Source organism: Bifidobacterium ramosum (genome assembly GCF_009299505.1).
Lineage (GTDB): Bacteria > Actinomycetota > Actinomycetes > Actinomycetales > Bifidobacteriaceae > Bifidobacterium > Bifidobacterium ramosum.
Genome location: NZ_WBSM01000008.1, coordinates 59074 through 81239 on the forward strand (window position 1 = coordinate 59074; position 22166 = coordinate 81239).

At 64.0% G+C, this 22166-nt stretch carries 19 protein-coding genes and 2 tRNA genes; 5 read left to right on the forward strand and 16 right to left on the reverse strand.

The features are described 5' to 3' along the window. The first annotated feature begins 26 nt into the window (after positions 1 to 26). From DSM100688_RS07950 to DSM100688_RS07960, 3 genes are all read left to right on the forward strand, one after another. Positions 27 to 1508, forward strand: a complete 1482-nt coding sequence (locus DSM100688_RS07950) for a DUF1846 domain-containing protein (protein WP_152358568.1) — start codon at positions 27 to 29, stop codon at positions 1506 to 1508. Between the two features lie 244 nt (positions 1509 to 1752). Continuing rightward, positions 1753 to 3426, forward strand: coding sequence for a phosphate acetyltransferase (gene pta, locus DSM100688_RS07955; protein WP_152358569.1), 1674 nt, complete (start codon positions 1753 to 1755; stop codon positions 3424 to 3426). Positions 3427 to 3555: 129 nt separating this feature from the next. Next, on the forward strand, positions 3556 to 4785 hold the full coding sequence (locus DSM100688_RS07960) for an acetate/propionate family kinase (RefSeq protein WP_152358570.1): 1230 nt from the start codon (positions 3556 to 3558) through the stop codon (positions 4783 to 4785). Between the two features lie 175 nt (positions 4786 to 4960). Here DSM100688_RS07960 and aroA read toward each other — a convergent pair whose 3' ends face one another. After that, positions 4961 to 6337: a 3-phosphoshikimate 1-carboxyvinyltransferase gene (aroA, locus tag DSM100688_RS07965; RefSeq protein WP_152358571.1), complete on the reverse strand. Its 1377-nt coding sequence runs from the start codon at positions 6335 to 6337 to the stop codon at positions 4961 to 4963. 77 nt (positions 6338 to 6414) lie between these two features. Between aroA and DSM100688_RS07970 the strand changes: the two genes are divergently transcribed. Next, entirely contained in the window at positions 6415 to 7299 is an 885-nt protein-coding gene (locus DSM100688_RS07970) for a hypothetical protein (protein ID WP_152358572.1), read from the forward strand. 182 nt (positions 7300 to 7481) lie between these two features. Here the strand turns inward: DSM100688_RS07970 and DSM100688_RS07975 are convergent, their stop codons facing one another. The 10 genes from DSM100688_RS07975 to DSM100688_RS08020 form a co-directional block, all read right to left on the reverse strand. After that, the gene (locus tag DSM100688_RS07975; protein WP_152358573.1) at positions 7482 to 8030 is read right to left on the reverse strand and encodes a type 1 glutamine amidotransferase domain-containing protein; all 549 of its coding nucleotides are present in this window, start codon (positions 8028 to 8030) and stop codon (positions 7482 to 7484) included. Positions 8031 to 8087: 57 nt separating this feature from the next. Continuing rightward, positions 8088 to 8618, reverse strand: a complete 531-nt coding sequence (locus DSM100688_RS07980; protein WP_152358574.1) for a hypothetical protein — start codon at positions 8616 to 8618, stop codon at positions 8088 to 8090. Positions 8619 to 8652: 34 nt separating this feature from the next. Beyond that, complete coding sequence (locus DSM100688_RS07985) at positions 8653 to 9270, reverse strand: hypothetical protein (RefSeq protein WP_152358575.1); 618 nt, start codon at positions 9268 to 9270, stop codon at positions 8653 to 8655. A gap of 211 nt (positions 9271 to 9481) precedes the next feature. Next, positions 9482 to 9856: a GNAT family N-acetyltransferase gene (locus tag DSM100688_RS07990; protein WP_204316708.1), complete on the reverse strand. Its 375-nt coding sequence runs from the start codon at positions 9854 to 9856 to the stop codon at positions 9482 to 9484. Between the two features lie 17 nt (positions 9857 to 9873). Beyond that, the gene (locus DSM100688_RS07995; RefSeq protein ID WP_152358577.1) at positions 9874 to 10839 is read right to left on the reverse strand and encodes an L-lactate dehydrogenase; all 966 of its coding nucleotides are present in this window, start codon (positions 10837 to 10839) and stop codon (positions 9874 to 9876) included. Positions 10840 to 11010: 171 nt separating this feature from the next. Next, a complete protein-coding gene (locus DSM100688_RS08000) occupies positions 11011 to 11532 on the reverse strand; it encodes a P-loop NTPase family protein (protein ID WP_152358578.1) in 522 nt (173 codons plus the stop codon). Between the two features lie 8 nt (positions 11533 to 11540). Then, positions 11541 to 12035, reverse strand: coding sequence for a GNAT family N-acetyltransferase (locus DSM100688_RS08005; protein ID WP_152358579.1), 495 nt, complete (start codon positions 12033 to 12035; stop codon positions 11541 to 11543). 70 nt (positions 12036 to 12105) lie between these two features. After that, positions 12106 to 12495: a DUF1304 domain-containing protein gene (locus DSM100688_RS08010; protein WP_152358580.1), complete on the reverse strand. Its 390-nt coding sequence runs from the start codon at positions 12493 to 12495 to the stop codon at positions 12106 to 12108. A gap of 95 nt (positions 12496 to 12590) precedes the next feature. Then, positions 12591 to 12678 (reverse strand) — tRNA-Leu (locus DSM100688_RS08015). Between the two features lie 172 nt (positions 12679 to 12850). After that, a tRNA-Pro gene (locus DSM100688_RS08020) sits at positions 12851 to 12924 on the reverse strand. Positions 12925 to 13165: 241 nt separating this feature from the next. On the opposite strand from DSM100688_RS08020, the gene DSM100688_RS08025 reads away from it, so the two are divergent. Further along, a complete protein-coding gene (locus DSM100688_RS08025; RefSeq protein ID WP_152358581.1) occupies positions 13166 to 14386 on the forward strand; it encodes an ABC transporter permease in 1221 nt (406 codons plus the stop codon). Between the two features lie 177 nt (positions 14387 to 14563). On the opposite strand, the gene glgX is transcribed toward DSM100688_RS08025, so the two are convergent. The 5 genes from glgX to DSM100688_RS08050 form a co-directional block, all read right to left on the reverse strand. After that, on the reverse strand, positions 14564 to 16717 hold the full coding sequence (glgX, locus tag DSM100688_RS08030) for a glycogen debranching protein GlgX (protein WP_152358582.1): 2154 nt from the start codon (positions 16715 to 16717) through the stop codon (positions 14564 to 14566). A 91-nt stretch (positions 16718 to 16808) separates the two neighbouring features. Next, positions 16809 to 17396, reverse strand: coding sequence for an NUDIX hydrolase (locus DSM100688_RS08035; RefSeq protein WP_152358583.1), 588 nt, complete (start codon positions 17394 to 17396; stop codon positions 16809 to 16811). A 28-nt stretch (positions 17397 to 17424) separates the two neighbouring features. Continuing rightward, complete coding sequence (locus tag DSM100688_RS08040; protein ID WP_152358584.1) at positions 17425 to 18318, reverse strand: Nif3-like dinuclear metal center hexameric protein; 894 nt, start codon at positions 18316 to 18318, stop codon at positions 17425 to 17427. 175 nt (positions 18319 to 18493) lie between these two features. Then, positions 18494 to 21370 carry a DNA polymerase I gene (gene polA, locus DSM100688_RS08045; RefSeq protein ID WP_152358585.1) on the reverse strand — a complete coding sequence of 959 codons (2877 nt, stop codon included), beginning with the start codon at positions 21368 to 21370 and terminating at the stop codon, positions 18494 to 18496. Beyond that, positions 21363 to 22154, reverse strand: a complete 792-nt coding sequence (locus DSM100688_RS08050; protein WP_152358586.1) for an ANTAR domain-containing response regulator — start codon at positions 22152 to 22154, stop codon at positions 21363 to 21365. Before DSM100688_RS08050 ends, polA begins: the two co-directional genes overlap by 8 nt. Positions 22155 to 22166: the final 12 nt, after the last annotated feature.

The following is a 22166-nucleotide window of genomic DNA, read 5'->3' on the forward strand; positions in this document are numbered from 1 at the left end:
ACGACGTTCGAAAAGGATGGGCGCCCATGCGACAGGGATTCGACAACGACAAGTACATCAGACTGCAGGCCGAGAACATTCGCAAACGCATAGCGCAGTTCGGCGGCAAACTGTATCTGGAATTCGGTGGCAAACTGTTCGACGACTACCATGCGTCGCGCGTACTGCCCGGATTCCAACCCGACACCAAGTTCCGCATGCTCGACAGCATGAAGCAGGACGTGGAGATCGTCATCGCGATCAATGCCAACCACATCGAAAAGGCCAAGATGCGCGGCGATCTCGGCATCACCTACGACGAGGACGTGCTGCGGCTGATCGACGTGTTCCGCTCCCGCGGCTTCCATGTCGGTTCGGTCGTGCTCACGCAATACGCGGGCCAGCCGGCCGCCGACGTCTACCGTCGCCGTCTCGCGCAGCTCGGCATCACCTGCTACCTGCACTACCCCATCGCCGGTTATCCGCACGACATCGAACGCATCGTGTCGGCCGAAGGTTACGGGCGCAATGACTACATCGAAACCAGCCGTCCGCTCGTCGTCGTCACCGCGCCCGGACCCGGCTCGGGCAAGCTCGCCACCTGCCTGTCGCAGCTCTACCACGAGCACCAGCGCGGTGTCACGGCCGGCTATGCGAAATACGAGACGTTCCCGATCTGGAACCTGCCGCTCAACCATCCGGTCAATATCGCATACGAGGCGGCGACCGTCGATCTCGACGACGCGAACATCATCGACCCGTTCCACCTCGAGGCATACGGCACGACGACGGTCAACTACAACCGCGACGTCGAGGCGTTCCCGGTGCTCAAGGCCATGATGGAGCGGATCATGGGATCCAGCCCCTACCAAAGCCCCACCGATATGGGCGTGAACATGGCCGGCTATGCGATCGCGGACGACGATGCGTGCCGCGATGCCGCGAAGATGGAGATCGTGCGACGGTACTTCACGGCCGCCGAACAGCTCAAACGAACCGGCACCGGCGAGGAGCAGGTCGAGCGTCTCCGTTCGATCATGCAGCGCGCCGGCGTGGACGAAAACCTGTCGCCGGCACGCAATGCCGCGCTGCGCAAGGAGGAGATGACCGGCGCCCCAGCCGGTGCGATGGTGCTGCCTGACGGCCGCGTGGTCACCGGCAAGACCGGCGTGCTCATGGGCGCGGCCAGCGCGCTGCTCATGAACGCGCTCAAGGCCGTGACCGGCGTGGACGCCGAACTGCCGGTGATCGACGACAACACGATCGAGCCGATCTGCCGGCTCAAGACCGAGCACCTGCACAGCACGAACCGCCGCCTGCACTCCGATGAAACGCTGATCGCGCTGTCGATCACCAGCTCGGTCAGCCCGCTCGCCGCAAAGGTGATTGCCGGACTGGAACAACTGCGCGGCTGCGACGCGTTCTTTTCGGTCATTCTCTCCCCGACCGACGAGGCGCTGTACCGCAAGCTCGGCATCAACGTATGCTGCGAGCCGAAGTACGAACGCGTGAGCCTCTACCACAAGTAGACGCTTCCCATCTTCGCCCCTCTCTTCAACGGACATACGGCCGATTCCGCTCCATCGATCGGCTGTATGTCCGTTGTGCTTTACGCAATCCGGTCCGCCCGGAGGAGTGCCGACGCAACGCGACGATGTGACGTAGGTCACATCGCGGGGCAAACCGCTTTCGCGACCTCCGCGTACTAGAATGATCGGTAAGTGTGAACAGCGTGGTCACACGGCAGCATCATTCCCAAGCAAGGAGTCCACTGTGGCAGTTACCAACATCTACATCGCCAGTCCCGAGGGAGCCAACGGCCGCAACGTCGTCGCCTACGGCGTGCTCAAGGCGTTGACCACCAAGTACAAGACCGCGGTGTTCCGTCCTGCCGTGTCCAACCACGACCACTTCACGCCGATCCTGCTGGGCGCGTCGAACGCCGGCCTCGGCGTGGCGCTGTCCACCGGTCTCGACATCCATGTCGTGCGCCGCGACAAGGAGGCCGCGCGCGGCGACATCGTGGCCGCTTTCGACGACGCGATGACCGTCTCGCGCGCCGACGCCGCGCTCATCGTCGGCACCGACAAGTCTCACGTCAACGATCCGACCACGTACGAGTTCAACGCGAACATCGCCGCCGACCTGCAGGCCGGCGTGTTCCTCGCCGTGTGCACCATCGACCGCTGGCCCGACGAGCTGCGCGAGACCGTGCAGCTGTCGATCGAAGGCATGGAGGCGGCCGGCAACAAGGTGCTCGGCATCTTCGTGACCGGCTGCGAGCCGCGCCACGCCGTGTCCGTCAAGGAGACGCTCGCCGGATTCGGACTGCCGGTGTGGACCATTCCGCAGACGCCGTTCGTCGAGGAGTCGCAGGCCGACGCCGCGCTCAAGGCGTTCCAGGACAACGTGCCCACCGAGGAGGTGCTCAAGGCGCTCGACGTCGACCTCGACTTCCCCGTCACCTCGTACGCGTTCCAGCACAGCCTGCTCGGCCGTGCGAAGGTCAACAAGAAGACGATCGTACTGCCCGAGGGCGAGGAGGACCGCATCCTCAAGGCCGCCGACTACCTGCTCGAACGCGAGGTCGTGAACCTCATCATCGTGGGCGACCGCGACGCGATCCTCGCACGCGGCGCCGAACTCGGCCTGCACGCGCTCGACAAGGCTCGTTTCCAGTCGATGGACGACGAGAACATCCTCAAGCCCATGGTCGCCAAACTGTGCGAGCTGCGCGCCAAGAAGGGCATGACCGAGGAGCAGGCGCGCCAGCAGCTCAAGGACGCCAGCTACTTCGGCACGATGCTCGTCGTGCTCGGCTACGCGGACGGCCTCGTGTCCGGTTCGGTCAACTCCACCGCGAACACCGTGCGCCCGGCTTTGCAGGTCATCAAGACCAAGCCCGGCCAGTCGCTCGTCTCCGGCGCGTTCCTCATGTGCTTCAAGGATCACGTGGCCGTGTTCTCCGACTGCGCGATCAACCTCAACCCGAACGCCGAGCAGCTGGCCGACATCGCCATCCAGTCCGCCGAGACGGCACGCACCTTCGGCCTCGACCCGAAGGTCGGCATGCTCTCCTACTCCACGCTCGGCTCGGGCAAGGGCCCGGACGTCGACGTGGTCGAGGAGGCGACGCGCATCGTCCGCGAGAAGGCCCCGGACCTGCCGGTGGTCGGCTCCATCCAGTTCGACGCCGCATGGTCGCCGACCGTGGCCGCCACCAAGGCCAAGGGCAACGACATCGCCGGCCATGTGAACGTGTTCGTGTTCCCCGATCTGTGCGCCGGCAACATCGGCTACAAGGCCGTGCAGCGCTCCTCCGGGGCGCTGGCCATCGGCCCGGTGCTGCAGGGCCTCAACAAACCCGTCAACGACCTGTCCCGCGGCGCGCTGGTGCAGGACATCATCAACACCGTCGCGCTCACCGCCATCGAAGCGCAGCAGTGACGTCATGACATCCGTCCGCCGGGCGTGCGGCGACCTTCCCGGCGGACGTTTTGTAGCAAGCAACGAGTAGTCTGAAGATTTGGAAAGTCGCGTTTCGCGGCACGGCAAACAATATGGAGGATGCCCACAATGGCGAAAACCGTCCTTGTCATCAATTCCGGTTCCAGCTCGATCAAGTACCAGCTGGTTGATCTCGAGTCCGGCGAAGGTATCGCGTCCGGCCTGGTCGAGAAGATCGGCGAGCCGATCGACGGCCACTACAAGCACGAGTACAACGGCGAGAAGCACGAGCTCGAGGAGCCGATCCACGATCACGAGCAGGGCCTGAAGCGCGTGCTCGGCTTCTTCGAGGAGTACGGCCCGAAGCTCGCCGACGCGAACATCGTCGCCGTCGGTCACCGCGTGGTCCAGGGCGGCTCCCTCTTCCCGAAGCCGGCGCTGGTCAACGACAAGACCATCAACCAGGTCAAGGATCTGGCCGTGCTCGCCCCGCTGCACAACGGCCCGGAGGCCAAGGGCGCCGAGGTCATGCGCGCGCTGCTGCCGGACGTGCCGCAGATCTTCGTGTTCGACTCCTCCTTCTTCTTCCAGCTGCCGAAGGCGTCCAGCACCTACGCGCTGAACAAGGAGATCGCCGACCAGTACCACATCCGCCGCTACGGCGCCCACGGCACCTCCCACGAGTTCATCTCCTCCGTGGTGCCGGAAGTCATCGGCAAGCCGGCCGAAGGCCTCAAGCAGATCGTCCTGCACATCGGCAACGGCGCCTCCGCCTCCGCCGAGATCTCCGGCAAGCCGGTCGAGACCTCGATGGGCCTGACCCCGCTCGAGGGCCTCGTCATGGGCGGTCGCACCGGCGACATCGACCCGGCCGTCGTGTTCCACCTCATCCGCAACGCCCACATGAACGTGGACGAGCTGGACGCCCTGTTCAACAAGCGCTCCGGCATGATGGGCATGACCGGCTTCGGCGATCTGCGCGAGGTGCACCGTCTGGTGGCCGAGGGCAACGAGGACGCCAAGCTGGCGCTCGATGTGTACGTGCACCGTATTGTCGGCTACATCGGCAACTACACCGCGCAGATGGGCGGCGTGGACGTGATCACCTTCACCGCCGGCGTCGGCGAGAACGACGACATCGTGCGCAAGATGGTGTGCGAGAAGCTCGCCCCGTTCGGCGTCAAGCTCGACGAGGAGAAGAACGCGAAGCGCTCCAAGGAGCCGCGCGTCATCTCCACCCCGGATTCGTCCGTGGTCATCGCCGTGATCCCGACCAACGAGGAGCTGGCCATCGCCCGCAAGTCCGCCGCCATCGCGGAAGCCGGCGAGGACACCTACGGCAACAAGTTCGCCAAGTGAGCCACTGAACAGCTGGACGGCTGAAACGTCACGAGGGGTGCTGTAGCGATTCCTGACACGGGAATCGCTACAGCACCCCTCGTCGTATGTACGGCAACCCGTTCCCGTGTGGCGGAAAACGCTCGCTGAGCGCGGTCTCAGCGAGCGTTTTCCGCCACACGATAAGGCCGCCAGGTTACGCCAGCATGCCCGTCCACATGCCCACGAAGTCGGGCAGGGTCTTGCGCGTGGTCGCCACGTTCACGATCTCGACGCCCGGCACCGCGAGCCCGATCATCGCGGCGAACGTGGCCATGCGGTGATCGGCGTACGATTCCATCACCGCGCCGTGCAGGTCGGCGCGCGGCACCGGCGTGATCTCGATGCCGTCCGGCAGTTCGCGCGCCGCTCCCCCGACACGTCGAATCTCACGTACCAGCGCTTCGAGACGGTTCGTCTCATGCCCGCGCAGATGGCCGATGCCGATCATGCGCGTCGGCGCGTCGGCGAACACGAGGATCGCCGCCAGCGACGGCGCGATCTCCCCCGCCGCGGTCAGGTCGAAGTCACCAAGGCCGCGAACCGCACCGCCAGTCGCAGCCGTCACCTCGCAATACCGGATGCCGTCACGTTCCGGGAACGTGACGGCCGCGCCCATGCGCTCGAGATATCCCGGCAGCAGCCCGCCCGGCTGGGTCGTCTCGACCGGCCAATGCGGCACGCGCACCGTGCCGCCGGCGATCAGCGCGGCACCAAGGAACGGCGCGGCGTTCGACAGATCGGGTTCCACGACCACGCGGTCCGGCAGCTGCAACGCACCAGGCCGCACCGTCCACACGCGGGCGGCCTCGTCGGCGAGCGCATGCCCGCCGGCCCCGTTCACGTCGGCGATGGTCATGCGGATGTGCGGCAGGCTCGGCGTCTTCTCGCCGGTATGTGTGAGCGTGAGACCCCCGGACAGCCGCGAGCCGATGAGCAGCAGTCCGGAGATGAACTGCGACGAACCGGACGAGTCGATCGCGACATGCGCGGTACCGGCACCAATACCGGTACCACTGCCACCGTCGGTACCCAGCAACTCCGCCGGCGGCGTGATCGTGAACGGCAGGCGTCCGGTTTCGCCGTGGTAGTCGATGGTCGCGCCGAGCTGTTCGAGGCCGTCGAGTACGGGCTTCATGGGCCGCGCGTATGCCTGTTCGTCGCCGTCGAACCGTACCGGCCCGTCGGCGAACAACGCGAGTCCGGGCACGAAGCGCATGACCGTGCCGGCGAGACCGCAGTACACGTCGACGTTGCCGCGGAACCGTCCGGAAGCCGGTGGCGTGACGGTCACGGTGGTCTCGACGTTCGGGTCGACGTCGCAGCGTACGCCGAGCGCGGCGAGCGCGCCCATCATGAGTTCGGTGTCGCGCGAGCGCAGCAGTCCGACCAGCGTGACCGGCCGGGAGCCGAGCGCGGCGAGGATGAGATACCGGTTGGACAGCGATTTGCTGCCGGGGATGATGACGGTGGCGTTGATCGGCCCGTGCGCCGTCGGGGCGGGCCACAGTTCGGGATGGTTCGTTTCGCTCATGTGCCTTATCGTATCGGTTCCAGTGAAAAACGGCGGGCGGGCGTCCGCATTCGCATGCCGTGACTATGGTGGATGGCATGCGTGTGATCGAACGGTGTTGTCGGGGCAAACGTGCCGACCAGTCGTTGAACGAGGATGGCTTGGCCGTCACGGACGGTTTTGCGGCCGTGGTGGATGGGGTGACGAGCAAGAGCGTGCGTCGTTTGTGGCAGCCGAGCGGCGGGGTCGTCGCGAAGAATCTGCTGCTGAATGCGATCGTCGGTTTGTCTGCGAAAGCGACGATGCGGCAGGCGCAGACGGTGCTGGATGACTGTTTGCGAGCACGATATGCGACGGTCGACGCCGATGCGACGTTGTTCGAGCGTGAGCCGTGGGAACGGTTGCAGGCGAACGCGGTGATCTACAGTGCATACCGGCATGAGGCATGGCTGTTCGGCGACTGCCAGATCATGGTGAACGGCGTGCAGACGCCGACCCTGAAACGTGTGGACGAGCTGCTGAGCGAACTGCGATCGTTCGCCGCGCAGGCATTAACGTTGGGCGACGACGAATCGTATCGTGGGCAGGATGATGACATGACATCGGCATCGGCATCCGTGGCAAGTGGCAGTCATACAAAGACGCGCGACACGGACGATCCCGCCCGTGACATGATCCTGCCGTTTCTGCGATTGCAGTCGCGGTTCGCGAACCGTCGCGGCGAATACGGCTATTTCGTCTTCGACGGATTCACCGACCCGACATATCCGATTCGCACGGTTCCGGTCAACCCCGGTGATGAGGTGGCGCTCGCCTCGGACGGCTATCCCCTGTTGCGTCCGACGCTCGCCGAGTCGGAACGCGAACTGAGCCGGCTGCATCGCGACGACCCACAGCTCATCCGCGACTACCGCACCACCAAGGGCTTCACACCCGGTCGGGATTCGTTCGACGACCGCACCTACCTGCGCTTCATCGCCTAGCGTTTTTCGCGGCACGTATCACGCGGAACGGTTCCACATACCCATACAACGTAACGTGGCGGTTTTCGCTCGCTGGCACGGGGCTCAGCGAGCGAAAACCGCCACGCATCACACATGATCATCACACATGGCTTCATCGTGCGGCGCAATACAGCATCGCCGTCGGCATCAATCTGCGGCGATCAGGCAAGCGTGTTCTTGATCGCGTCGACGAACGCGTCAAGGTCGGCGGGCGTGCGCGAGGTGATGAATCGCCAGCCGTTCGCATCGTCGACGGTCACTTCCTCGTTGACGTAGTGGCCGCCCGCGTTCTCAATATCGGCCGCGATGTAGCGGCACGGGGACGCGGTCTTGCCTTCCATCAGACCGGCATTGACGAGCAGCCATGCGCCGTGGCAGATCGCGGCGATCGGCTTGCCTTCATGCGCGAACTCCTGCGCGAGCGTGATCGCATCCTCGTTCACGCGCAGACGATCGACGTTGCAGGTGCCGCCCGGCACAACGAGCAGGTCGTAATCGGCGGCCTGCACGTCGGACAGCTTGGTGTCCGGCGTGAGCGTCTCGCCTTCGTAGCGATCATGCTGCACGGTTTCGCACGGCTCCAGTTCGGTCGCCGCGAGCGTGACCTTCGCGCCTGCGGCCTTGAGGTCGCGCAGCGGACGGGTCAGTTCTGTCTCCTCGATGCCCCAGTTGTTCACGATGATCAGCGCCTTGGCATTCTCTATGGCCATGGTTCCTCCTTGACGGCATAGATGGTTTCGTCATCCATTATGCCGCGCGTCCGTCCGTCAGCCGTTGCCGTGATCGATTTCGGTCCAGGTTCTGCCGTCGTCGTTGAGATACAGGTAGTCAGTCATCGATTGTTCGCCGGAACCGAGCGATGCGTCGCCGCCGTCGCAGGTGAAGTCGACGGTGGCGATGAAGATGCGGTTGCGTCCGTACCGGTGGTAGGCATCGTAGATCCTCGACCAATAGGACGGCGATGCGGCCTTGGATTCGTCCTCCAGATCAAGGAGTCTGTCGGCCTGCGTCTCGTCATAGGAGATCCGTTCGATTGTGCACCCGCCGAAACCGGAGAACACGTCAGCGGTCTTCCGTCCGGCCGCGTCGAGCTGTGCCTTGGTGAATTTCGTGGACCGCGAATATTCATAGACGATGTGCGATGTGTCGGCCGTGCGGTGCGTGTACCAGTGGCTCAGTCCCAGTCCGCCGACGAGGACCAGTATCGGCACCGCGACGGCGAGTATCGTCATGATCGTCGGCAACGCCCGTTCGTGGTCATTGCGCTCGTCCGTCATCCGTTCCATGATGTCCGTCATATCAGCCTCCCTTGATCGACCGGTCATATCGATATCACTCGTCGGCCGTCGCCGCATCGTCCGCATACGTACGTACGTACCGGCTGACGGGTGCGTAGTCGGGGAACAGCATGGCCAGTTCGCCGAGCTGACCATCGGTGAGCGTGCCGTTCTTGGCACGTCGTTGCATGGCGGCGAGCGTCGTGACGATGCGATCGTTGTCGGCCGTGTTCTCGTAGATGTCGAAGAACGCAGCGACCTGCGGATCGTCGTACGGTGCGTTGCCGGCGACCCAGCCGGCGTAGCAGCGCCACGTCAGCGCGTTGAGCGGCAGGATGCAGTGCCGTTGAAGGTCGGACAGGTCGGCGGTGTCGCGAAGGGCGCGCAATGCGGCGGCAGGATCACGGAACGTGCACATCAGCGGATTGGCCTCGCCGTTGACCGTGACGGCACGCGTGCGGTCGATCGCGAGCGAGTCGTCATTTGTTGCGATGTCGCTGCAATGATCAGTCCACCGATCGGATGATGTGACGATGACGTTCGCGTAGGCCGCGCGTACGACCAGCGCCCGCCCCAGCGGGATCAGCAGTGCCGCGAGGACGATGGCCGCGGCGATAGCGATGACCCTACGCGGCGGCCTGCCGACGATGCGGATGCGTGACGGACGTTCCATGATGTGCTCGTTTCTCTATGTCCGGATATTGTTGCCTTGATTATTCGGCAACCGCCACGGCACGGCAACGCGCGATACAGGATTTCTGTATGGGTCCGGTTCCCGGGATTACCGCATTCCATCCCGGGAACCGGCAGACGCACAATAATGAACATCACGTCAGTAGCCAACCGCGATATGACGTGCATGGGCTTGTTCATGTGAACATGCTTCAGTTCCCGGGATTTTCCGAGCGTAATCCCGGGAACCGCGTCTCCCGCGCCATGAGATAGTTGACGAACGTCACCTCGCCGATATGCGGATGCCGTGCGGCGACCGTGCGAAACCCGTGACGCAGGAAGAACGGCCGTGCGGTGATGCTGGCGTGGACGGACAGCCGCGCGATGCCGCCGCCGGCTGCGTACCGTTCCACGTGATCAAGCAGTCGCGACGCGACGCCGTGACGTGCGACCGTCGGATCGACGAACAGCATATCCATGTATCCGGTGTCGTCGATGTCGATGAAACCGACGACCGACGGCATATCACCCGCCATCGTCGCGACGGCGTCCTCCGATCGGTATGCGCGGATGCGTACCGGCACCATCACAGTCAAGCACTCCTCTACAGACGATCCGCGATCATCGCGCAATGCTCACGCACGATGCGCGCGGACCGATGGAACTTGGCCAGCTCGCTCTCGTCGAGATGCAGGTCGACGAAATCACCCACGCCGTCGGCGTTCAACGCGACCGGCAGACTCAGGAACACGTCGTGCTCGTCGTATTCGTATTCGCCGTCGATCAGCGTGGAAACGGGAACCACGCGCCGCTCGTCCCACAGGATCGTGCGTGCCAGTCCGGCCACGGTGGCGGCGATGCCCTGACTGGTGCCGCCGCGCAGCGACTTGATGAGCAGCCCGCGCCGCCGCGTCCGTTCCTCGATGCCGTCCAATGTGATATCCACATAGCGGGACCGGTTGTCCTGCAGATATCGGGTGAAGCTTTTGCCAACGAACGAGACCGTGGACCACGGCACGAACTGGGAGTCGCCATGCTCGCCGATCACATAGCCGGACACCATACGCGGGTCGAGTCTGGTGATGTCGCCGATGATCGCCTTCATGCGGGATGTGTCGAGCGCCGTACCGGAACCGATGACCTGCGCACGTGGCAGCCCGGTGCGCTTCCATGCGAACCAGCTGAGCACGTCGACCGGATTGGAGACCATGATAAGGATGCCGTCGAATCCGGAGTCGCGGATGGCGCACAGGATCGGGTCGACGATGTCGACGGCCGCACCGAGCTCCTGGAACCGCGTCTCGCCGGGTTTCGGTTTTGGTCCGGCCGTGACGATCACGATGTCGGCGTCGCGGCAGTCGGCCCAGTCGCCGCGGCGAATGGACACGAACCGGCCTGTGTAGTCGGAACCGTCCATGAGATCCATGGCCAGTCCGGACGCCTTATCGGGATTGTGGTTGATAAGCACCAGTTCGTCGCACAATCCCTGCAGGACGATGGCGCCGGCGGTCGCCGCACCGACGCTACCCGTGCCGACGATCACCACACGACTGCGATGCGATGTGACCATATGCCGTTCTCTCCTCTTTTCTGACTGTTTCGACCGTACGTCTCACATATGACTGGCGATCATGATGCTACGTATACCGCATACCGGCAATACGCCCATCGCATGACGAACACCGGCATCAACGGCGACGCCTAATGCGATCGTACAGCCGGCGCAACGTCCGTCTGCCGGTTATTTCTGGGATCGTTCGATGATGGTTCGCACGTGGGCAAGTTGCGCGGGATTGCGTACGATGATCGCCGTGTCGGGATGTGCATACGCCGTGTCGACGAATCGTTGCCGACGGGCGGCATTGCGTCCCTTGATGAGCAGCCACCATGCGAATTCGGCATCGATCTTCTCCGGACAGCCCGGCGTCATATCCGGCCGACTGGCGCCGCGGTAGCGCAGCCAGCGGCGAACGGCCCGCGCGCAGCATCGGAATCGGCCGAACAGCATGACGATGATGACGTCGGCTTGCGTCATGCGTTCGTCATACAGCAGATTCGTATAGTTGCCTTCAATGACCCACGATTCGTGATCGTTCATGAACGTGGCGACGACGGCACGAGCGTCATCGTCATCACGTTCTTTCCATCCGGGCAGCCAGTGTACTTGGTCAAGGTACATGACCGGGATGGCCAACCGTTCGCCGAGCTTCCTCGCCAACGTCGATTTGCCGCTGCCGCTGTATCCGATGATCGCAATGCGCATGGCATCGATCATACCGGCATCGGTTTGATCATGAGATAGTTGACGAACGTCACGTCGCCGATCTGCGGATGCCGCGTTTCGACCGCACGGAACCCGTGACGGTGGAAGAACGGCTGCGCGGTGATGCTGGCGTGGACGGAGAGCCGTGCGATATCGTTGGCGGCCGCGTACCGCTCCACTTGGTCGAGCAGTTGCGAGGCGACGCCGCGACGTGCGATCGACGGGTCGACGAACAGCATGTCGATATAGCCGGTGTCGTCGATGTCGATGAAGCCGACGATCGATGGCCGGTGATCCGCCGTCTCCGCGACCCACGTACGCGCTGCCGACCGCCGCGTATTCCATTGCGTCGGCGTTCCCGTATTGCCGGCCCACGTGCGAACTTGCTCGTCGTCGTAATCGCATGACGAGGTCTCGGTGACGGCGCGGCGGAACACATCCATCGTCGCGGCGGCGTCATCCGATCGGTATGCACGGATATGTAACGATATCGGATGCTTCATATGATTCACCTTGCGATTGTCTACGCCAGTCGATCGAGGACAGTCGCCAGTGCGACGCGATACAAGCCGTCTACAGGACGAAGGAGATCAGCAGGAACACCAGCGCGAGTGCGGGGAACGCGAACTGCTTGGCGGCCGCCCCGCGCTTGTCGGGGCTGCCCGCGAACAGCACCATGGCGGCGAGCGCCATGGACAGCGTGCCGGCGGCCATCAGCGTGATGCCGACGGTATGGTGACCGGCCAGAACGGTCACGGCACCCACCAAAGCCATGACACCGAGGAACAAATTGTAGAATCCCTGATTGTAGGCCATCTCCTTCGTCGCTTCGGCCTCCTTGGCCGAGGCAATGGAGAAGATCTTCATCGTCTTCGAGTCGGTCCACCGGAACGATTCCAGTACGAAGATCAGCACATGAAGCAGTCCGGCAAGTATCGCAAACACGCATGACGCCACGAGCATGTGAGGTCCTTCCTTATCAGGCAAGCATATGGCATATGCCGCCACGATCAGCGACAGATACAAGAAAACCCCGTGTTTCCACGGGGTTGTTCCAGTGTCCGAGATGGGACTTGAACCCACACGCCTGTATAACATAGGCACTAGCACCTCAAGCTAGCGCGTCTACCATTCCGCCACCCGGACGAGTGCCGTCATCAGACAACAGGTAGGTACTGTATAGGCCGATCGCGATTCCGTCAAATCGCGACACGCGACAGATGCCCCGATCGACGCTCCGCAGCCGCCGACATGGCAGGAGCACCGCGCCGGCGAAACAACAAGGCCCTATTCCATTGCGGGAATAAGGCCTCACCGGTCGGGGCGACAGGATTCGAACCTGCGACATCCTGCTCCCAAAGCAGGCGCGCTACCAAGCTGCGCTACGCCCCGATGCCGCCATACGCGAGCGCACCCACGCGAAAACGACAATCACCCATTGTACCGGACGTCTGGACCGGACGGCCCAACCACTCGGGATAATCGCTGGTTATACACGCTGAGCGTCGTCTGAGCGTGTATAACCAGCGATTATCCCGAGGCAGCCGACGAAGCCGGCCCCGCCGCGGACGTACGTTCCTACTACAATGAGGGCGGAGCGCAACACGGCGCGGCGCAGCAGGGAGGTTCACCGATGGGACGGCATCAGCGGGCGGAGACGTTGGGATTGGTGTCGTTCCTCATCTGCGCGATCATCGCGTTCTTCGGCATGAAGCTGTATCTCGATCTCGCGCCCGCCATCTGGCAGGTCACGCAGCGCCGATTCACCGTAGCGGCGGCCATCATCGCGGCATGCGGCGTGATTTCATTCGCGGTAGGATATTCGAGCAATTCCCGCTCGTTCACGCTCAAGCACGGCTGGTGGGTGCCGGTCCGCCGCATCTTCGAGATCCTCGCCCTGTCGGTCGTGTACGCAGCCACGATCTTCCTGTCGTCGTTCGCGCTGTTCAGCGTGGTGAACACGGTGATGGGCATGCATCTGCTCGCCGGCTACATGCCGGCCGCCTGCGCCGGATTCGCGGGCGTGGCGGGTTATATGACGTTCGTACAGGCCGAGCTCATGAACGCGAAGACGCTCGCCTCGCTGTTGCCGTTCTTCGTGATCTCCGGCGTAAGCACCGCTGGGCTCACCACCGACGACCCGTACTGGTACCACAACAACTTCTCGCAACTCGGCGACCGCACCACGTTCGCGGCGACCATGTTCAACGCGACGCTCATCCTCGCCGGCACCTGCGTCATCATCGTCAGCTACTTCGCCGTGTCCGAGCTCATCACCACGCAACGGCTCGAACGACTGTGGCACGAACAATACGGCGACGAGGTCGACCATGCCGAGATCAGGCATTTCAAGGTGCGCATCGTGATCCTGTCGCTGCTGCTCACCGTCTCCGGTCTGGCGTTCATCGGCATCGGCGTGTTCCGCTACACGCCGCACTACATCATGCACAATGTGTGCGCAAAGGGACTGCCGCTCATCATGGGCGTGCTGCTGCTCGCCCTGCCGTGGCTGGCGCCGCGCATGCCGAAGGCCATGTACGCGATCTCCGACCTCGCGATCGCGATCTGCGCGGGTTTCGGCATCTACATGCTGCGCGGCTACGATACGCTCACCAACCTCGAAGCGTTGGCGTGCGCGTTCTTCCTCGGCTGGTTCATCGTGTTCTCGCGGCAGATCGCGGCGATCGAAGCCGACCGCGTGCAGATGCAGCTGGTGCGCATCCAGGCCGACCGGCTCGATATCGCGGCATCCGCGGCGGCGAGCGGCGTGGCGGATGCGCAGGCGGTCGCCCATGCGACCACGGTGCAGCAGCCAGCCGAGAAGATCGAGTCGCGACTGGCCGCGGATCGCTGAGCGGCGATGGGCAGGACTGACGGGATGACTGCGAGAGGTACGTACCGTCGGCTCCCCTCAGTCAGCACAGCTGACAGCTCCCCTCAGCGAGGGGAGCCACTACCGATGCCGTCCAATCATTTGAACGTGGCTCCCCACAGAGAGGGGAGCCACTAACCAATCACGGTCAACCGCGCCTTACGCGCGGAACAGATGGTTTTGCCGCTTCCTCGGATCCTTTGCGCTCTTGAGCAGCAGGAAGCTGCGCGATTGCGCGGTGATCACAAAACCTGCCTCGTAGCTCAGTTCCGGCCCTTTCGGGTTGTGCGTGTCCACGATGAGCTGCCACTTGCGCCCGTATTTCTCGTCGGGCAGCGTGAACATGATCGGCTCGTAGTGCGCGTTGAAGATGAGGATGAAGTCGTTGTCGACGAGCTGGTTGCCGTAGTAGTCCATTTCGGGGATGTTCGACCCGTTGAGGAAGATCATCACCGAGAACGCGTGCGTGTTCTGCCAGTCCTCCATGTCCATGATCGACCCGGTGTGGTCGAACCATTCGACCTGCGGCAGCTTGTCGGGCGCGTCGCCCTGCTCGCGTCCGGAGAAGAAGCGGCGCCGGTGCAGCACCGGATGCTCGAGCCGCAGGTGGATGAGCTTGGACACGAACTCGAACAGGTCCTTCTGTGAATCGTTGAGGTCCCAGTTGGTCCACGAGATCTCGTTGTCCTGGCAGTACGCGTTGTTGTTGCCCTGCTGGGTGCGGGCCACTTCGTCGCCGCCGCAGATCATCGGGATGCCCTGGCTGACGAGCAGCGTGGCGAACATGTTGCGCATCTGCCGTTCGCGCAGGTCGACCACGTCCGGGATCGTGGTCGGTCCTTCGACGCCGCAGTTCCACGAGCGGTTGTTGGATTCGCCGTCGCGGTTGCCTTCGCCGTTGGCCTCGTTGTGCTTCTCGTTGTAGCTCACGAGGTCGTTCATGGTGAAGCCGTCGTGCGCGGTGATGAAGTTGACGGAGGCGACCGGGCGTCGGCCGTTCATCTGGTACAGGTCGGAGCTACCCATGAGGCGTGATGCGAACTCGGGCAGCGTGGACGGCTGCGAGCGCCAGAAGTCGCGCACGCAATCGCGGTACCGGCCGTTCCATTCGGACCAGCTGGACGGGAAGCCGCCGACCTGATAACCGCCGGAGCCAAGGTCCCACGGTTCGGCGATGAGCTTGACGCGGCTGATGATCGGATCCTGTTCGACGATGTCGAAGAACGCGGACAGTTTGTCGACCTCCTGGAACTGGCGGGCGAGCGTGGCCGCCAGATCAAAGCGGAAGCCGTCGACGTGCATTTCGGACACCCAGTAGCGCAGCGAATCGGTGATGAGGCGCAACGCGTGCGGCGAGCGCATGAGCAGCGAGTTGCCGGTGCCGGTGGTGTCGAAGTAGTGCCGCTGGTCGTTGTCGACGAGACGGTAGTACGCCCGGTTGTCGATGCCCTTGAAGCTCAGGGTCGGGCCCATGTGGTTGCCTTCGGCGGTGTGGTTGTACACGACATCGAGGATGACTTCCATGCCGGCGCGGTGGTAGGCCTTGACCATCGACTTGAATTCGTTGACCTGCTGGCCGCGTTCGCCGGACGACGAGTATGCGTTGTGCGGTGCGAAGAAGCCGATCGTGTTGTATCCCCAGTAGTTCGACAGACCTTTTTCCTGCAGAAACGTGTCGTTGACGAACTGGTGGATCGGCATGAGCTCGATGGCGGTGACGCCGAGCTTCTTGAGGTATTCGATGACGGTCGGATACGCGAGGCCCGCGTAGGTGCCGCGAATGTCCGGCGGCACGTCGCGGTTGAGGTTGGTCAGGCCGCGCACGTGCGCCTCGTAGATGACCGAGTCGTGGTACGGGATGTTCGGATGCTGGTCGTTGCTCCAGTCGAAGTACGGGTTGACGACGACGGATTTCATGGTGTGCTCGGCCGAGTCGAGGTCGTTGCGCTTGGTGACGTCGCCGGGCGAAGCGAACCAGTAGGAGAACAGACTTTCATCGCCGTCGATGTTGCCTTCGATGGCCTTGGCGTACGGGTCGAGCAGCAGTTTGCTCGGATTGCAGCGTAGGCCCTGGTTCGGATCATACGGACCGTAGACGCGGTAGCCGTAGCGTTGTCCCGGCTGGATGCCGGAGATGTAGTTGTGCCATACGTACGAGTTCTGTTCGGTCATTTCGATACGCGTCTCGTGATCGTCGTCATCGAACAGGCACAGTTCGACTTTGTCGGCAACTTGGGAGAACAATGCGAAATTGACGCCGGCACCGTCGTAGCTGGCGCCGAGCGGGTACATCAAACCTGGTCTGACTTGCATATCCCAAGTATCTCACGCCAAAGCAACGGAAGACGGCGTTTCCGGTGAACTTTGCCGAATGCGTGGGTGACATGCCCTGGTATTCGGCGGCTCACCGGCCGTTTCGCAACCGGCGTATCTGCTCGTGCTGGATCGCGATGATCGAGTTCGATGCGGTGACCGGCAGGGCGAGCAGCTCGTCCCAGCCGACCCATGCGGAGTCCACGTGTTCGTCCGCGTCGAGATGGCGTGGGACCTGCGCGATGCGCGTCAGATGCAGCACCATGATATGTGCGAGTTCGTCGGTCATGCCTTCGGACGAGTAGTAGTCGCCGACGTGGTCGACGGTCAGCGCGTCGGGATCGGCCGGTACAACGCCGGTTTCCTCGGCGAGTTCGCGCAGCGCGGCGGTACGTGGGTCCTCGCCGGGGTTCATGAGTCCGGCGGGGATACCGTAGGCGAATCGGTCGGAGCCGACGCGGTATTCGCGTTCGATGAGGTATCGGTCGGCGGTTGCGTCGTGGACGAGCATGACGACGCAGGGCGCGTGTCGCAACACCTGCCGACGGATGTCGACGGTGCCGCCGTCGCGACGGCGCAGGGCGATGGTCATGTCCTCGACGGAGAAGATCGCCCCGCGGTAGACGGTCGCGCGCGAGCGTACTTCGACCGGCGCGTCCATATCGATGATGTCATGCATGCGTATCCTCTCCCCTGTCGCAGACCCGCTACAGCCGCAGCGTCCATGGATCGGTGCTCATGCGCAGCCATTCCGACTCCGGCCGCGTGCCGGTCGCCTGCGCGACCGCGGCCGGCACGTCGTCGACCGCATAGCGGAACCACAATGATTCTATGGCGGAATGCGGCGTGTTGATCATCAACGGCCGGATACGGTCGTCGCCGTGCCCGACGGCGATGCCCTGCGCGCGCAGGCCCGCCTCGTAGCGCGCCTGTTCGATCGCGTCGGTGGCGGGATGATGGCGCAGGTCGCTGGTCACGTACACGTCCGCGCCGCTGGCGCGCACCTCGTCGAACAGCGAGTCGCCGGAACCGGGCAGCACGGCTACGGTCTCGACCATCTGATCGAGCGGACCGCACGCCTGCACGCCGAGTTCGGTGTGCGGCAGCACGCCGGCGACACGCTGCGCGAATGCCGCGAAGGTCATCGGCCGTTCGAGTCGGCCGACGCGGCCGAGACCGACCTCATGGCCGGCCGCGGCGGCCTCGTCGTCATGGATCGGCACCAGCGGGTGCTGGTCGACCAGTCCAAACAGGTCGGCGGCGGCCTGCCCCACGCCGCGATACGCCGCATCGGCGTTGGTATGACCGACCCACAACGCGCAGCCGGACTGGTAGAGTTTGCGGACGATGTCACCGCGCGTGCCCAATCCGGACACCTGATGCACCGAACGGAACAGCAACGGGTGATGGGTCACCAACACATCAGCGCCGTGTTCGATCGCGGTGTCGATGACGGCGGCGGTCGGGTCGGCCGCGAACGCGATGCGGGTGACCGATGCGGACGGGTCGCCGACGATCAGCCCGGGCGCGTCCCAGCTTTCCGCGTATCGCAGCGGATACAACGTTTCCAGTACGTTGACGACCTGTGCCAGCGTGGGCATGATTTCCTCCTTATGCGGGAGTCGTGTATGCTCCCCTCAGTCGGCTGCGCCGACAGCTCCCCTCAGCGAGGGGAGCCACTGTCCGTCCGCTAGCTCCCCTCGCTGAGGGGAGCTGTCATCCGCAGGATGACTGAGGGGAGCATTCCGGCCGGCCTCGCCTCTCGCCATCGGTTCGTCAGTGCGCGGCGAGCTGCCAGTCGTCGCCGATGCCGGTGGACACGTCCAGAGGCACGGACAGCGTGACCGCGTGCTCCATCGCGTCGGCGACCAGCGCACGCACCCGCTCGGCCTCGCCGGGCGCGACCTCGACGACGAGTTCGTCGTGGATCTGCAGGATGATGCGGCTCTTCACCCCGGCGCCACGCAACGCCTGATCGGCATGAATCATGGCGATCTTCATGATGTCGGCGGCCGATCCCTGAATCGGCGCGTTGAGCGCGGCGCGTTCGGCCGCCTCGCGCAGGTTGCGGTTCGTCGACGACAGTCCGGGGAAATACCGTCTGCGGCCGAACATCGTCTCGGTGTACCCGTTCGCGCGGGCGTCGGCGACGAGCGATTCGAGATAGTCGTGCACCTTGCCGAACGTGGCGAAGTACTTCTGTTTGAGCTCCTCGGCGTGGGCCGGACGGATTTTGAGCTGCTGCGCGAGACCGTATGTGCTCAGCCCGTAGGCGAGGCCGTAGCTCATCGCCTTGACGTGGCTGCGCTGGTCGGCGGTGATCTGATCGACCGGCACACCATAGACGAGCGACGCGACGTACTTGTGGAAGTCGGCGCCGGAACGGAACGCCTCGATAAGCGCCTCATCGCCGGAACGGTCGGCCATGATGCGCAGCTCGACCTGCGAGTAGTCGCAGCTGAGCAGCGACGCATAGCCGTCGCCGGGCACGAACGCGGAACGGATCTCACGGCCGGCCGCATTGCGGTTCGGGATGTTCTGCAGGTTCGGGTCGACCGAGCTCAAACGGCCCGTCGCCGCCACGGTCTGTTCGAACGTGGTGTGGATGCGGCCGTCGGCGGGGTTCACCGCATCGATGAGCGTCTGCACGATCTGCTTGAGCTTGTTGGTCTCACGATGCCGCAGCAGCGCGCCGAGGAAGCCGCTGGCCCGCTCGTCGCCCGCGTACTTGACGTACAGGTCCTGCAGCACGGACGCGCTGGTCGTGTAGGTGCCGGACTTGGTGCGTTTGGTGCCTTTGAGGCCCATGTCCTCGAACAGCACCTTCTGCAGCTGCTTGGGGCTTTGCAGGTTGACGCGGCTGCCGGCGCAGTCCCATGCCATCTCCTGCGCCTGCCGGGCATCGGCGGCGAACTGGTCGCGCATGGTCGTCAGGCGGTTCATGTCGACGCACGCGCCGGCGGACTCCATGCCGTACAGCACGCGGGACGCCGGCATTTCGATGGACGCCAGCAGCCGGTACTGGTGGTATCCATCAAGCACCACCGCCAGATGCCATGCGAGGGTCTGCATCACGGCGAGCCGGGTAAGCTCGCGGCGTTCGGCCTCACGCGTATCGTCCGAGGCCCCGTCTGCATCAGCCGCCGCATCGTCGGTCACGTCGAAGTCAAGCTGTCCTTGGCTGGGCGTGTCGCCGTCGTCCGGATGGATGTCGAGGAAATGTTCGGCGGCCTGTTCGACGGATTCCGCGTGAAAGTCCGGATCGACCAGATAGCCGGCCAGCTTCGCGTCGAACAGCGGCTGCGGCAGGGTCAGTCCGACCGCGGCGAGCATGTGCAGCTGCTCCTTGTAGCCGTAGACGAGCAGATGATCCGCATGGCGATTCAGGAACGTCTGCAGTGCGGACCGCAGCGCTTTGGCGGATGCGGACTCGTCGTCGGCCGCCGGCACGTCGAGCATGACCGCCTGCCCGCCTATGGTCAGCGCGATGCCGTCGCAACGCGTGCGCCCCGGCTTCGCCGACCCCCTGACGTCAAGGACCGCGGCGGCACGCGCCCGGTCGGCGATGACGTCTGCGGACGCGTTGGCCGCATCGTCGTCAAGATGGGCCTGCAGTTGCGCGTCCATCCAGTCATTCAGCATGCCGACGTCGTGGATGTCGACACGCTCGGGGACGGTGAGTACCTGTTCCGCGGTGGGATCACCGGCATCGGCCGAGGATTCGCCGCCATGCACGGTGCTGCCGCCGTTGAACGACTTGAGCACCTTGCTGCGCGTGCGCGAACCGAATTCAAGGGTCTTGAACAGCGCGTCCACGGCGTTGACGTCGGACTTGCCGAAGGTGAGGTCGTCGAGGCCGACGCCGAGGTCGAGGTCGCGCACCAGCGCGTTGACCTTGCGGTTGAGGCGTACCTGATCGATGCTGTCGCGCAGCGCCTCGCCCTTCTTGCCTTTGATCTCGTCGGCATGTTCGATGATGCCGTCGAGTCCGCCGTACTGGTTGATCCATTTGGCGGCGAACCCGTCGCCCACGCCCGGCACGCCGGGAATGTTGTCGGCCGTCTCGCCGCGCAGCGCCGCCAGATCGGGGTACTGGTCCGGACGCACGTGGTATTTCTCCTCGACGGCCTCGGGCGTCATGTGCTTGAGGTCCTTGAAGTGGTGGCCGGGGTACAGCACGGTGATCCGGTCGCTGATGAGCTGGAAGGCGTCGCGGTCGCCGGACAGCACCAGCGTATGGTAGCCGGCGTCGGCGCCCATGGTGGCGAGCGTGCCGATCACGTCGTCGCCCTCATACCCGGGCTTTTCGATGTACGTGACGCCAAGCGCGGTGAGCATCTTCTGGATGAGCGGCAGCTGGGTGAGCAGTTCCTCGGGGGCCGCATCGCGGGTGCCCTTGTACTGCGGCAGCAGGGTGTTGCGGAACGTGCCGCCCTTGACGTCGAACGCGACGGCGAGGTGGTCGGGCCGTTCGGCGTCGACGACCTGCGACAGCATCGTGGCGAACCCCCACACGGCGTTGGTGGCCTGGCCGTCCTGCGTGCTGAAGTTCTCGACCGGTAGAGCGAAAAACGCGCGGAACGCCAGCGAATGGCCGTCAACGACCAGGAGCGTTCCGCGCGTATCGAGTGTGGCTTGCGATGCCTCAGTCATCGTTGCTTTCCGGCTTGGGATCGCCGTACTTGGCGATGATGGCCATAGCCAGACGCTTCTTGGGGATGCGCTGGTCCATCGAGGTCTTCTGGATCCAGCGGAAGGCGCCCTGCTCGGAGAAGTCGGCCTTGTCCATGAGCAGGCCCTTGGCGCGGTCGACGAGCTTGCGTTCCTCCAGCGTGTCCTCGGCCTTCTTGAGCTGGGCCTCCATCTTCTTGAGCTCTTCCTGGGCGCTCTTGAGCTTGTTCTCGCCGCGCTCGACGGTGTCGAGCAGATCGTTGATCTCGGCGAAGCGGCCCATCGCGACCTCAAGGGCCGGCAGCAGCTTGGACTCCTCGTACGGCTTGGTCACGTATGCCATGGCGCCGGCGCCGGTGGCCTGACGCACCAGATCGGGCTGGGAGAACGCGGTGAGCATGACGACCGGGGCGATGTTCTCGTCGCAGATCACGCCGGCCGCGGCGATGCCGTCCATACGCGGCATCTTGACGTCCATGCACACGACGTCCGGACGGAACTTGCGGGTCAGTTCGACGGCCTCTTCGCCGTTGGCGGCTTCGCCGACGACCTTGTAGCCGTTGTCCTCGAGCATGGCCACGAGATCCATGCGGTTGACGGACTCGTCCTCGGCCACCACGACGGTGCGCTGACGGTTCTCGTCGGCGGGGACCTCCTCCGGCTCCGCCGCGGCGTCGCTGGCCTGCGCGGCCGCCTTCAGCTCGTCATCCGTCAACACCACTCCCAGCGATTCAGGTGTTTCCGAGGTTTTATCCCTTGCGACCATGCCAACCTCTTT